This window comes from Georgenia daeguensis (assembly GCF_039537705.1).
Classification (GTDB): domain Bacteria; phylum Actinomycetota; class Actinomycetes; order Actinomycetales; family Actinomycetaceae; genus Georgenia; species Georgenia daeguensis.
In genome coordinates, this window is record NZ_BAABBA010000001.1 from 102525 (window position 1) to 114770 (window position 12246).

Genomic DNA, 12246 nt, shown 5'->3' on the forward strand with positions numbered 1-12246 from the left:
ATCGTAGGCAGTTACCGCCGACTTCCGCCCGCCGTGCCACAGTGGTGGCGTGCACGCGATCGGCTCCCTGGTGCTCGTCCGCCACGGCGAGTCGGTCGGCAACGCCCGCGGCCTGTTCTCCGGCATGCTCGACGTCGACCTCACGCCCGCCGGCGAGGAGGCCTGCCGCGTGGCCGGCGCCCGGCTGGCCGGGTCCGGCTGGGCCCCGGACGTCGTCGTCACCTCCGAGCTCACGCGCGGCTGGCGCACGGCCGAGCTGATCATGGCCGCGCTGCTCTCACCCGCGCCGATCCTGCGGACCTGGCGGCTGAACGAGCGCAGCTACGGGGCGCTGTCGGGGTACTCGAAGGCAGAGATCCTCGAGGAGCACGGGCCCGAGCTTTTCCTCCACTGGCGCCGCTCCTACGAGGGCCGTCCGCCGGCGCTCGACGAGCGCACCCTCGCCGTGTGGCGGTCGCTCAGCCCGTTCGACCGGCTGCCCGCCGAGGCGCTCGCCGCGACCGAGTCGCTGGCGGACGTCGTCGCCCGCATCCGGGCGTGGCTGCCGGAGCTGGACGCGGAGCTGCGCGCCGGACGCGACGTGCTCGTCGTGGCGCACGGGAACTCCCTGCGCGCACTGTGCGCCGTGCTGGACGACCTGACGCCGGAGGAGCTCTCCGTGCTCAACCTTCCCAATGCCCGCCCGCTGCGCTACGACCTCGTCGACGGCGGTGACAGGCTCCGGCCCCGCGTGCGCGGCGGACGCTACCTCGACCCCGAGGCGGCGCGCGCGGAGGCCCTCGTCATCGCCAGCCAGGGCGGCACCTGATGGACCGGCGCGAGCGGCGACCGGTTCCCGCCGTCGCCGGGCCCACGGAGGGCACCGTCGCCGGAGCCTCACCGGGACTGCGACTGCTCGTCGTCGGAGAGTCGACGGCGGCCGGTACCGGCGCCCCGACGCACGAGACCTCGTTCGTCGGCCACCTCGCCCGCGAGCTCGCCGCGGACGGCCGGGAGGTGACCTGGCGTGCGGTCGGGCGCGACGGCGCCCGCGCCCGGGCGGTGACCCGCGACCTCGTGCCGGCGGCGGCCGGCTGGGACCCCAGCCACGTGGTCGTGCTCATCGGCATCAACGACCTTCAGCTGGCGTGGCGTCCCGGCGCGTGGGCCACCGACGTCACGGCGCTCCTGCGCGAGATCACCGCCACCTGGCCCCGGTCACGCGTCGTCATCAGCGGGCTCCCCGACGTCACCGCGATCCCCGCGATCCCGGAGCCGCTGCGCCGGGTCCTTGCCCGCAAGGCCCGCCGGTTCGGGTGGGCGACCGAGCGGGCGGCCGCGGGGACCGGCGCGGTGTACGTCCAGGTCGACCACCTGCCGCTGACGCGGGAGGACTTCTCGGGAGACGGCGTGCATCCGGGCCCCGCCGGGTACGCGCGCTGGGCCCGGGCGCTGGCGCCGGCGGTTCGGGGCTGCTGACCCCGCCCCCGGCTGCAACTGGCGGCAAGGCGTGGCCCTGCTGGGCGGGGCGCGGGTACGTTCTGGGGAGCATCAGCCACCCGACGGGAGCGTCACCATGACCGAGGCCACCACCACCGAGCTGTCTCCGTGGCCGAAGAAGGCCCGCGGGCCCCGGCACCTCGTGGTCATGGGGGTCTCCGGTGGCGGCAAGTCGACGATTGCGATGATGCTGGCCGGCAAGCTCGGGTACGTCTTCGCCGAGGGCGACGAGTTCCACAGCGAGGCCAACCGCGAGAAGATGCGCTCCGGCAACCCGCTGAACGACGACGACCGCGCGCCGTGGCTGCAGTCCATCCAGGAATGGATGACCGCCGAGGCCCGCGTGGGCCACTCCACCGTGGTCACCTGCTCCGCCCTGAGGCGCAAGTACCGCGACGTCCTGCGCGGGGCCGAGGGCAGCACCATCTTCGTGCACATGGCGCCGCCTGTTGACCTCACGCTCGAGCGCATGGAGGCTCGGCAGGGCCACTACATGCCGCCCAGCCTGCTGACCTCCCAGATCGACACGCTCGAGGAGCTCGAGCCCGACGAGGACGGCTTCAAGGTCTTCAACGTCGGCACCCCCACGCAGGTTCTCGGCGAGGTCCTCGAGCAGCTCAAGGACCGCTGACGGCGGACGCTGCGCGGACCCGGGCCCTGCTGCCCCCGGTCCTTCGGCTGAGCCGGGCCGCCGCCGCTGCCCCCGGTCCTTCGGCTGAGCCGGGCCGCCGCGCGCCCGGCCCGGTCCCTCCGACGACCGCCGGTTCCCGCTGCGGCGGCCCATCGGTGATGATGGCAGCATGCGACTGATCCTCGTGCGCCACGGCCAGACCAGCTCCAACGTCGGCGGACTGCTCGACACCGACGAGCCCGGAGCGGACCTCACCGACCTCGGCCGCGAGCAGGCCGCAGCCCTGCCGGGGGCGCTGGACGGCGAACCCATCGACCTGATCGTCGCCTCCACCCTCGTGCGCACCCAGCAGACGGCGTTCCCCCTCGCCACCGCGACCGGGCTGGAGACCCTCGTCCGCCCCGGCGTGCGCGAGATCCGGGCGGGCGACCTGGAGATGCGCGGCGACCTGCCGTCGGTGCGGACGTACCTCGGGACGATCTTCGAGTGGAGCGCCGGCAACCTGGACGCGCGCATGCCCGGCGCGGAGAGCGGGGCGGAGTTCTTCGCCCGCTACGACGAGGTGGTCGCCGAGGTCGCCGCCACCGGCGCGAGCACTGCGGTGGTCGTGAGCCACGGGGCGGCGATCCGCTCGTGGGTGGCTGCCCGCACGGACAACGTCAGCATCGAGCACGCCGCGACGCACCCGGTGACCAACACGGGCGCCGTCGTCGTCGAGGGCAGCCCCGCGGAGGGCTGGACCACGCTCACGTGGGAGGGGCACGCACTCGGCGGGCCCGCCGTCGAGCAGCTGGAGGCCGACGGCGCCGCCGCCGACACGGTGGACGTGCAGGGCTGAGACGCCGTCGTGACGCCTGCGTGACGGCGCCGTCCCGGCCGCGCCATACGTACTTGTGCGTATGGTCGGCGCCGCCCGGACTCACGAGACTCCCTGTGAGGCCGCCACCGGGGCGGCACAGCACCTAGGAGGATCCCGTGACCGGGACTCGTCACCGCACCAACGTGTGGGGCCGCAGGGCGGGCGCCGTCGCCGCCACCGTCGCCGCGCTCGGCATCGCGACCGCGACCACCGCCTCGGCGCACCACTGCTACAAGATCGACTGGAACGACAGCGCGCGCGAGCAGCTCGCCAAGAACCGCACCGCGTGGATGCCCCTCTCCGACCTCGGCGCGATGATTATCGCCGCCCCGGTGGAGATGGGCGGCTACGGCCGGCCGGACTGCACGGCGTCGGCGGACGCCGCCGTCGCCGCCTGGATGGCGGAGACCGGCACGACCGACGAGCCGCTCATCCACTCGAAGGCGACGGTCGGGTCCGGCGCGGCCTATCAGGGCAAGGCCCCCAAGGGCTTCGCCTACCTGAGCGACGCCGACTTCGGCGTCCTCGTCATGGCGATCGACGCCGACCTCGCGCAGACCTGCGACGGCTTCTAGCTGCTCGAACCACCGGCCCAGGCCGGTCGGGCTCTGAGGGATCCCCGCCCAACCCAACCCCCCACCAGGCGGGTCCCGAGAAGCCCTGACGGGCGGCCGCCGCGCGCCAGATCCGCGCGCGGGGGCCGCCCGTCTCTCTTTGACCCGTGCGTCAGGGGGCGACGACGTTGCGCAACTGCCCGCCCGCACGCAGCGCGGCGAGGTTCTCCGCGACCAGCTCGTCCGCCCCGACCGGCCGCCCGCCCGCGGCGTGCGGGGTGATCAGCAGGTTGGGCAGGTCCCACAGCGGGGAGTCCGCGGGCAGCGGCTCGACCGCGGTCACGTCGACGGCGGCGCCGGCGATGCCGCCGGAGCGCAGGGCGCTGGCAAGGGCGTCCTCGTCGACCGTGGTGCCCCGGCCGACGTTGACGACGAACGCGTGGGAGGGGAGCGCGGCCAGCCGGTCGGCGTCCAGGGCTCGCTCCGTCTGCGGCGTGGCGGGAAGGATCATGATCAGCACGTCGGTGCCTGCCAGCTCGGCGTCCAGGTCCTCCTCGGCGACGACGTCGAACCCGTCCCGCCGGCCCGCCGTGCGCGCCACCCCGCGGACCTGCGCCCCGAGGCCACGGAGCAGCGGGGCCAGGTTGCGCCCGATGTTGCCGAAACCCCACACGAGCACCCGGGCGCCGATGAGCGAGGTGACCGCGCCGTCGGGCCGCAGCGGCTGGATGCCGCCGATCTCGTCGGCCCACCGGTGCTCGGCCTGCGCCGCGGCGGACTGCGGCAGCCGACGGAGGAGCGCGAGGGTCAGCGCCAGGGCGTGCTCGGTCACCGTCGCGTCGTGGAGGCCGACGCCTGAGGTGACGACCACCTCGGGTGGGAATCCCGCCGACAGCACGGCGTCCGGCCCGGCGGCCAGGGTCTGCACCCAGCGCAGGTTCGGCATCCGGCCGGCGACGGCTGCGAGGTCCTCCGCGCGGTTGCCCCACACCACCAGCGCCTCGGCGTCGAGGTGCTCCTCGGGCACCGGGGCGGCCGCGTCGTAGACGACGGCGGAGACCTCCTCGGGCAGCGGCGGTGCGAGCGGGACGGAGCTGGGCAGCAGGATCTTCATGGTTCTCCTCGGGGGTGGGCCTCTGGCAGCCTAACTGCGCGGAGCGGCGGCCTCCGACGGCGCGGGACGGGTCCATGGCGTGCGCCCTGAAGGTGAGGGTCGCGTCCGTGCGGCGGAGGTCGCGCCCGTGCGGCGGGGGTCGCGCCCGTGCGGCGGAGGTCGCGCCCGCGCGGCGGGGGCGGCTACCGTCCGGCCGTGCTGGGGGAGGGCCGGACGGCGACGGCCGGCACCCCCGTCTTCCCGCTCCCGCGCGCCGGGCCGCCGTGGGAGCCGCCGAGGGTCACCGTCGGGCCGACGGGCAGCAGGCCCGCCCGCTGCGCCTCGAGCACGGCCGAGAGGCGGTCCACGGCTCCGAGCTTGCGGTAGAGGTTCTCCTGGTGCTTGTGCACGGTGCGCGGCGAGATGGCCAGCCTGGCGGCAATACCCTCAGCGGTGCTGCCGCCGGCGATGCCCTGCAGGACGAGCCGCTCCCGCGGGGTCAGCGCGGGGGCCGTGGCCACCGTGCGGGCCGTCGCCTCGATCCGGGCCAGGAGGGCGATGTGCCGGTCCAGCCCCCCGAGCATCGGCTGGAGCAGCTCCGCCGCCTCCCGCTCCGCCGGTCCGACCGGGTGGTCCGCGACGAGGGCGAACACCTCGCCCGGACCGCCGGGCATCGGCACGGCGAGCTGGTGGACGGTCAGGCCCAGGGCCTCGATCAACTCCCGCGTGCCGCCCGAGAGCGGCCGGCCGGCGGCCACGGCGTCGCTGAGCGTCACCGGGACGGTCGGCCGGTCGTGGACGAGGTGCGCGACGAGCGGGTGCTCCTCGACCCTGGCGAGCGCCTCGGGCCAGGAACGCAGCGTGCCTGCGACACCTGGCTGCGCGACGGCGTCGGGCCCGTACCGCGCGACCGGGGTGCCGGTCGGGCCCGACACGGTGCGGACGACGAAGAACGCGTCGAACTCCTCCGACAGCGCGCGCACGAGCCGGCCGTGCGCGGTGCGCGCGTCAGGTGCGGCGAGGACGTCCGCGCTGACGTCCATCCAGCGAAGCGCGCGGCTGATCGCGCCCATCGTGCCTCCCAGGCCCCGTCAGGAGGCTCAGGCTAGCGACGGCGCGCGAGGTTTGGGACGGTTTCAGCCCTGGTCGCGCCAGCGGCGGACCGCCAGGGCGACGACAGCGCCGGCCACCGCGACGGCCATCAGGATCACGAGCCAGGCCGGCACGCCCGAGGGGATCCCGCCCACGCCCTCGTCCGCGTCCGCGGTCGCCGTCGCGTCGGGTGCGGTCGCGTCGTCGGGCGTCGTCAGCTGGTCCGGGGAGGCGGTGGCCGCAGGCTGGGACGGCGCAGCGGGGGGCTCCGACGTCGTCACCGGCGCCGGCTGGGCCACGGAGAAGGAGAGCTCGCCGCCGATCCGGTGACCGTCGGAGGAGACCACGGACCACGTCACCGCGTACTGCCCGCCAGCGAGGTCGGGGAGGTCGAGGGTGGCGGTGGTGCCGTCGATCGCCGGCGAGCCCTCCGCCACGGTGGCGCCGGCGGCGTCGGTGACGACGACGGCCTGGGCGCTGTCCAGCAGCCCGTTGTTGAACGTCAGGACGAGCTCGTCCGGGGCGGCCTCCAGCTGAGCCCCGTCCGCCGGCTGGGACCCGGTGAGGGCGTCGTGCGCGCGCGCGGGAGCGGCGAGCACCGCCACGGCCAGGAGGATCGTGAGCAGGGGCAGCAGGAGGGCACGGCGGGCGGCGCTGGTTGACACCCGGCCACCATAGGCCGCGGTGGTGCGCCGCCGGAAAACCGGTGCTCCCCACCGCGAGAAGGAGGCTCCGCGCCGGCGGCCAGGCCCGTCACCCCGTCCGGTCGGCCACCTGGAAGCCGTCAACGTCGACCACCACCTCGTACGACGTGCCGGGATGGCGGCTCTCGGCGAGGGCCGCCGCGTCGGTCACCAGGTCGGGCCAGGTCCGGCCCTGGGTGTCGAGCACCACATGGTCCGGGGCCGGGTTGCCGTGGTTCCCGACCCAGTACACCTGCGCCCGGGGCACGAGGTAGGCCATGAGGTAGATGTCGGACTCCACCGTGCTGCCCGGCTCGACCGCCGCCAGGGCGGCTCGGGCGCCCTCGGCCCGGGGTGACGGACGGTAGGTGGCGGGGTCCGCAAGCCGGGCGATCGGCGTCTGCGGCGTCATGCCCAGCGTCGTCGCCAGGGCGAGGGCGACGGCGGCGTCCGCCCAGCGGGGACGGGACAGCGACGGCCTGGCTGGGTCGACCTCGCGGTCCACGGCGTCCGCCGGACCGGCGGGCGCGCGCCGGCGGGCGGCCGGGCCGGCGGGCGCGCGTCGGCGGGCGGCCGGGCCCGCCACGGCGTCCAGCAGCGCCGCGGTCGCCACGGGCATGAGCACCGCCGAGTAGTGCCAGTCCCAGCCCCAGTAGTGCTCGACGTTGCCGACGAAGCGCCACGCGAGGGTCGGCACCCACAGCCACACCAGCGGCGAGCGGACCCCGACCACGCCGGCGGCCAGGACGAGGAGCAGGAGCGTCACGTACTTCTCGGCGGGGACGAAGGCGCCCAGGAGCGCGCTCAGCAGCCCGGGCTGCTCCTCGGTGCCCACACGGTCGTAGTAGTCGTACGTCCCGTCCGGGTTCAGCGCCGGCAGGATGACGCCGATCGTGAGCACGAACCACGCCGCGCCCCACACGGCGAGCCCGGCACCGAGCCGGGAGGCGCCGCGCCACCAGAGCACCAGTCCGAGCGCCGCGACCGTCAGGCCGAGGTCCTCCTTGACCAGCACGAGCGGCGCCGCCCAGAGCGCGCACGCCCACCACCGGCCGCGCAGGAACGCGGTGAGGGACAGCGCGAGCAGCGGGACCGCGAAGGCGATCTCGTGGAACTGCGCCGCGACGGCGCCCTGCAGTCCCCAGCTGAACGCGTACGCCACCCCGACCGCCGTGCCGCGCGGCCGGCCCAGCAGGTCGCGGGCCACGGCCGTGAGCGGGACCGCCGACAGGGCGATGAGCACCGCCTGGACCACCAGCAGCGTGAGGCCGGAGGGAAAGAGCCGGTAGACCGGGCCGAGCAGCGCGAGCAGGGGGTGGAAGTGGTCACCGAGGAGGTTGAACCCCTCGCCCTTGATCGTCACGACCGGCGGCTCGAGGCCGGCGTACGCCTGGGCGAGCTGGGTGAAGATGCCGAGGTCCCAGGACGGCACCTCGAGCAGGCGCCACTGCGTCACGGCGAAGGCGACGTAGACGGCGGCGGCGACGGCGGAGACGAGCCAGGGGACCCACCCGGCGCGGGCGGGGCGAGCCGTGACGGAGCGGCCCCGGACGTGCGCCATCCCGACTCCCACCGAACGTCCCCTCCGCCTGCCGCCCTCCAGCGTCCGCGCCACAGTAACCCGTGGTGCACGCGACGCTGCGGGAACAGTGCTGCGGCGCCGCATGCCGGAACGGTGCCCCGCCGCCCGCCTGGGGAAACGGTGCCTGAGCGCCCGCCCGGGGAACGGGTCCCCGTGACGATGCGCCCCGGCAGGCCGGGCCGGCTACGGCGTCGGCAGGTCCACCCGGGCGCCGGTGCCCTCGTCCGAGGCGTGCACCTCCAGCGTGGCGGGCACGGTCCCCGGGGGAACGTCGAAGACGATCACGCCCTCCGCGCTCTCGCCCGCGTCGAGCTCGGCGAACCACAGCCGGTTGCCGTCGACCGCCATGGCCGCCCGGGCGTCGGGCTCGTGGGCGCCCCCGGTGGGGTCGAGCAGCCGCTGGTCGATGTCGAGGAAGTAGGACGGTCCCGGCTGCGTGGCCGTCACGCGCAGGCGCACGACGACGAACTCGCCCTCCGCCGTCGCCGCCGCGGTCGCTCCCGCCAGCTCGCCGAGGCCCGCCGACACCCCGAGCACCTCCACCTCGAACGGCCCCTCGGACACCGTCGTGCCCACCGCGACCTCGCCGGGCGGCGGCGTCACGGCGGTGGGGGAGGGGAGCGGGTCGGGTGTCGGCCCGGGCGTCCCGGGCGCGGCCGGGCGGGGCGGGACGGTCGGGCCGGGATCCGCCGTCGTCGGGCCGTCGTCGCGCGCGTGCTGCGTGCCGACGACGACGCCGACTCCCACCACCACGAGCGCCGCGAGCCACGCCGCCGTCCGCCGTCGTCGCTGGGAGGGCGAGCCGTCGCTCCCCCTATGGCCGTATGCCGCCGCCCGGCGTCCTCGCTGGGAGCGCGAGCCTTCGCTCCCCGTGCGGCCGGCGAGGCCGGCGGAGCTCGGTGACGCGCCCCCGCCGGCTGAGCCGCCCGCGACGCCGAAGCCTCCTGTCCCGCCCGGGACCACGGTGATCCCGCGCCCCGCGCCAGCCCCTGCGGCAGCCGCAGCCGCAGCTGCGCCGTCGCCCGGCGGCTGGGCGCCGCCCGCTCCCGAGCGCCGCCCCTTCCTGCGACTCTCCCCGCGGGGGCCGTGCCGACGACCGGAGAGACTCCGGCGCCCCGGCCGCCGCAGACGGGACCGGTCCACGCTGCCCGGCTCGTAGAAGTCCTCGTAGCCCGTGGTCGGGCCAGCCGGCGGCGCTGCGACGGGGCCAGCCACGGCCTCGACCCCGGCGCGCCCAGGCGCTCCGCCGGTTCCGCCGTCGGCGAGCCACGAACCAGCGTCCGGTGCGGAGGGCGGTGGTGCGGGGACCTCGCCGTACGGATTGGTGACGTGGCCGGGCAGCGACGCCGGGGCGTACGGCTCCGCCTCGGTGGGGGTGTCGGTGTAGGGGTCGCCGGTGAAGACGGCCGCCTCGCCGTCGGCGCGTCCGAACTGGCCGGGGAACCAGGGTGGGCGCGGCCCGCTCACGCGGCGTCCGGAGTCACAGGGCGTCCTTGTGCTGGAGGTAGCGCAGTGCCGCCCAGCCCAGCGGGACGCGGCCCCAGAAGGTCAGGAGGCGGAAGAGGATCGCCACGGACACGGCCGTTGCGGCCGGGATGCCGGCCAGCGTCAGCCCGGCCGTAAGGGCCGCCTCGACCGGGCCGATGCCGCCGGGGGAGGGAACCACCGCGCCGATGGAGTTCGACGCGAGGTAGGTGATGGCGAGGTTGGTGAGCGGGAGCGTGTACCCGAAGGCCGCCAGCGACGCCCCGAAGGCGGCGACGTACCCGGCGGTCATGATGAGGTTGCCGGCGATCCCCATGACGAGCCGGCGCGGGTTCGACACCACCCACACCACGCGGGGCCAGACCTGCTGCAGCGTCGGCGCGACCTTCTCCCACACCCACGCGCGCACCGCCGGGACGAGGAGGACCACGACGATCGTCACCAGCACCATCGCGACGGCGAGGATCACCGAGCCCGACGGCGCGCTCAGCGTGCCCGCCGAGCCCGTCAGCAGCGCGACCGCCGCGAGCAGCAGCACCGTGGTGATGAACTGCGAGAGCTGCACCAGGCCGACGGTGGCGACCGCGAGCGGCGTGGAGATGCGCGCCTTGTTCAGGAAGCGCAGGTTCAGGGCGGCCGGTCCGATGCCCGCGGGGGCGACGAGCGACACCACCGAGGCCGCCACCTGCACCAGGGTCGTGCGCCACAGGCCGAGGCGCTCGGGCGCGAACGCCGCGAGCCCCATCGCCGACCCGACGTAGGTGAGCAGCCCCATGCCGAACGCCACGAAGATCCAGACCGGGTTGGCCGCCGCGACGGCCGCGGTGACCTCCTCGATGTTCAGCCAGGACAGCAGCGCCCACACCGCCACCACCGCCACGGTCAGCGTGACGACCGTGCGCACGGAGAACCGGTTGAGCTGCAGCGGCGCGACGTCGGCGCGGGGGATGAGCTCGACCAGCTCCTCGCGCAGGGTGGCCAGCAGGTCCTTGAGGTTCGAGGCGGCGGCGCGGGTGGTGGCGGGCAGGGCCACCGGCTGCAGGAGCGGAGCCATCGACGCGAGCTGGTCGCGGGTCAGCACGCGGGCGGCGGACGCCAGCGCGCGCTCGGTGCCCACCAGGACGGCGAGCATGGCGAGCAGCTGCGCCAGGTCGATGCGGCGGGACAGCTCGGAGGAGACGATCTCGCCGTTCTCCCAGGAGATGATCCGCACCAGGCCGGCCCGGTCGACGAGCACCGCGTCGGCGCTCAGGTCGCGGTGGGCCAGCCCCTTGGCGTGCGCGGCCCGGAGCTGGGCCCAGATCTGCTCGAGCAGGTCGTCGTCGAGCTCGTCGGGGGCGAGCTCGTCGAGGCGGCGGGCGCCCGGCACGTGCTCGTGGACGATGAGGACCGAGTCGCGGGACTCGGTGATGCCGACGAGCTCGGGCGTCCTGACCCCGGCCGCCTGGGTGGCGAACGCCATGAGCGCGGCCCGGTTGGCCGCCTCGCGCAGGGTGGTGGCGGGGCGCCGGTCGATGCCGCGCAGGCGGATGCTCTCCCACATCGAGGCCAGCACGCCCACCACGTGCCGGTCGCCGTCGAGCACCGTGACGTCGTGGCGGAGCCCCTCGGCGTCCCAGATGGCGTAGAGCCGGTGCGCCGACTCGACGTCGAGGGTCAGCACCGCCGAGGAGGAGACCTCCTGCAGGATCTGACCCGGGTCGGTGAGCGGGTCCGGGACGATCGTGTCCCCGGTCGAGCCCTCCTGGTCGACGGCTGCGAGCAGGTCCGCCGGGGTGGCCGGCTCCGGCGGGACGGCGCCGGGACGGTGGCGTCCCACGTCGTCGTCCGCCGCGACCCCCGACGGCTCGCGGAGCCGTTCGGTGTAGCCGATCGGCGAGGAGGTGGTCACGGTCCAGGCCTGCGCGTGGGTGCCGGTCAGCACCGGGTCCATGCGCACCACCTTGACGGGGTCCAGCCCGGCCCGCCGCAGCCCGCGCACCAGGTGCACGCCGGTGGCCCGCTCGTGCGCGACCCCCGAGGCGTACCGCATGGCCAGCCCGGCCGCGCGGCCCAGCAGGACGGCGACGAACGCGCCGGGCAGCGTCTGGTCCCCCTGCACCACCGACAGCGCCAGCACGATCCACAGCAGGTTCCACGACCACTTCAGCATGCGGCTGTGCGAGCGGTCGCCCACGGCGGTGAGCACGCCGGCGATGCCGGCGGCGTAGACGTTCAGGCCGATGACGGTGTCGCCCTCGGAGGTGATCGTCAGGCCCTGGGTGAGGGAGGCCGGCGCGACGGTGTCGAGCAGCCAGAGCGCCCCGACGGCGAGCAGGACGGCCGCGACGCCCGTGGCGAGCGCCTCCAGCGCGGAGCGCCAGCTGCGCCGCACCACCCGGTCCACGAGCACGACGAGCGGGACGAAGAAGGAGACCAGGCCCTCGAGGACGGTGACCGGGATGAGGAGCACCTGGCGCAGCACGTTCGCGACGGCGGACTGGACGTCCTCGGTCACCCCCTGCGTGGTGGCGTGGGCGTAGACCGCCAGCACGAGGACGAAGCCGATGCCGAGCAGCGAGGCGACGAGGGCGAGCAGGTCGCCCGGCCGGCGCACGCGCGTCTGCGGGGCGTCGACCAGCAGCACCTCACGCCTCGGCGGCACGTCCTCCACCGGGGCTGTCGCGGGCATCGTGGCGCCGCCGTCCCCCGGATGCAGGCTCATGCTGGCGAGTCTACGGCGGGCGCCCCGGGCCGACGGCGGACCCTGCCGGGCGCGGTGCGCCGCGGTTCCGGGCGTCCGGGCGAG

At 75.6% G+C, this 12246-nt stretch carries 11 protein-coding genes; 5 read left to right on the forward strand and 6 right to left on the reverse strand.

Translation table 11 applies throughout. From position 1 onward, the window contains the following. Nucleotides 1–49 precede the first annotated feature (49 nt). The 5 genes from ABD774_RS00520 (at nucleotide 50) to ABD774_RS00540 (ending at nucleotide 3544) form a co-directional block, all read left to right on the forward strand. Nucleotides 50–808 (forward strand): 2,3-bisphosphoglycerate-dependent phosphoglycerate mutase, encoded by a 759-nt coding sequence (locus ABD774_RS00520; RefSeq protein ID WP_345036423.1) that lies wholly within the window; start codon nucleotides 50–52, stop codon nucleotides 806–808. Continuing rightward, entirely contained in the window at nucleotides 808–1458 is a 651-nt protein-coding gene (locus ABD774_RS00525) for an SGNH/GDSL hydrolase family protein (protein WP_345036425.1), read from the forward strand. Before ABD774_RS00520 ends, ABD774_RS00525 begins: the two co-directional genes overlap by 1 nt. A gap of 97 nt (nucleotides 1459–1555) precedes the next feature. Then, nucleotides 1556–2110 carry a gluconokinase gene (locus tag ABD774_RS00530; RefSeq protein ID WP_345036428.1) on the forward strand — a complete coding sequence of 185 codons (555 nt, stop codon included), beginning with the start codon at nucleotides 1556–1558 and terminating at the stop codon, nucleotides 2108–2110. A gap of 169 nt (nucleotides 2111–2279) precedes the next feature. Then, on the forward strand, nucleotides 2280–2948 hold the full coding sequence (locus ABD774_RS00535; RefSeq protein WP_345036430.1) for a histidine phosphatase family protein: 669 nt from the start codon (nucleotides 2280–2282) through the stop codon (nucleotides 2946–2948). A 137-nt stretch (nucleotides 2949–3085) separates the two neighbouring features. Continuing rightward, nucleotides 3086–3544, forward strand: coding sequence for a hypothetical protein (locus ABD774_RS00540; protein WP_345036432.1), 459 nt, complete (start codon nucleotides 3086–3088; stop codon nucleotides 3542–3544). A 151-nt stretch (nucleotides 3545–3695) separates the two neighbouring features. On the opposite strand, the gene ABD774_RS00545 is transcribed toward ABD774_RS00540, so the two are convergent. The 6 genes from ABD774_RS00545 to ABD774_RS00570 all read right to left on the reverse strand — a co-directional run bounded on the left by ABD774_RS00545 (nucleotide 3696) and on the right by ABD774_RS00570 (nucleotide 12162). Then, on the reverse strand, nucleotides 3696–4637 hold the full coding sequence (locus tag ABD774_RS00545; protein ID WP_345036434.1) for a phosphoglycerate dehydrogenase: 942 nt from the start codon (nucleotides 4635–4637) through the stop codon (nucleotides 3696–3698). Between the two features lie 182 nt (nucleotides 4638–4819). Further along, nucleotides 4820–5689 carry a response regulator transcription factor gene (locus tag ABD774_RS00550; RefSeq protein ID WP_345036436.1) on the reverse strand — a complete coding sequence of 290 codons (870 nt, stop codon included), beginning with the start codon at nucleotides 5687–5689 and terminating at the stop codon, nucleotides 4820–4822. A gap of 63 nt (nucleotides 5690–5752) precedes the next feature. Next, nucleotides 5753–6373, reverse strand: coding sequence for a copper resistance CopC family protein (locus ABD774_RS00555; protein WP_345036438.1), 621 nt, complete (start codon nucleotides 6371–6373; stop codon nucleotides 5753–5755). A gap of 88 nt (nucleotides 6374–6461) precedes the next feature. Continuing rightward, nucleotides 6462–7952: a DUF2079 domain-containing protein gene (locus ABD774_RS00560; RefSeq protein WP_345036440.1), complete on the reverse strand. Its 1491-nt coding sequence runs from the start codon at nucleotides 7950–7952 to the stop codon at nucleotides 6462–6464. A gap of 204 nt (nucleotides 7953–8156) precedes the next feature. Next, nucleotides 8157–9440 (reverse strand): DUF4352 domain-containing protein, encoded by a 1284-nt coding sequence (locus tag ABD774_RS00565; RefSeq protein ID WP_345036442.1) that lies wholly within the window; start codon nucleotides 9438–9440, stop codon nucleotides 8157–8159. 13 nt (nucleotides 9441–9453) lie between these two features. Beyond that, nucleotides 9454–12162 (reverse strand): lysylphosphatidylglycerol synthase domain-containing protein, encoded by a 2709-nt coding sequence (locus ABD774_RS00570; RefSeq protein WP_345036444.1) that lies wholly within the window; start codon nucleotides 12160–12162, stop codon nucleotides 9454–9456. Nucleotides 12163–12246 lie beyond the last annotated feature (84 nt).

Bases quoted from the DNA above. Each gene is read 5' to 3' on its own strand.
- ABD774_RS00525 (WP_345036425.1), top strand. From the start codon at position 808: ATGGACCGGCGCGAGCGGCGACCGGTTCCCGCCGTCGCCGGGCCCACG.
- ABD774_RS00530 (WP_345036428.1), top strand. From the start codon at position 1,556: ATGACCGAGGCCACCACCACCGAGCTGTCTCCGTGGCCGAAGAAGGCC.
- ABD774_RS00535 (WP_345036430.1), top strand. From the start codon at position 2,280: ATGCGACTGATCCTCGTGCGCCACGGCCAGACCAGCTCCAACGTCGGC.
- ABD774_RS00545 (WP_345036434.1), bottom strand. From the start codon at position 4,637: ATGAAGATCCTGCTGCCCAGCTCCGTCCCGCTCGCACCGCCGCTGCCC.
- ABD774_RS00550 (WP_345036436.1), bottom strand. From the start codon at position 5,689: ATGGGCGCGATCAGCCGCGCGCTTCGCTGGATGGACGTCAGCGCGGAC.
- ABD774_RS00560 (WP_345036440.1), bottom strand. From the start codon at position 7,952: ATGGCGCACGTCCGGGGCCGCTCCGTCACGGCTCGCCCCGCCCGCGCC.
- ABD774_RS00570 (WP_345036444.1), bottom strand. From the start codon at position 12,162: ATGAGCCTGCATCCGGGGGACGGCGGCGCCACGATGCCCGCGACAGCC.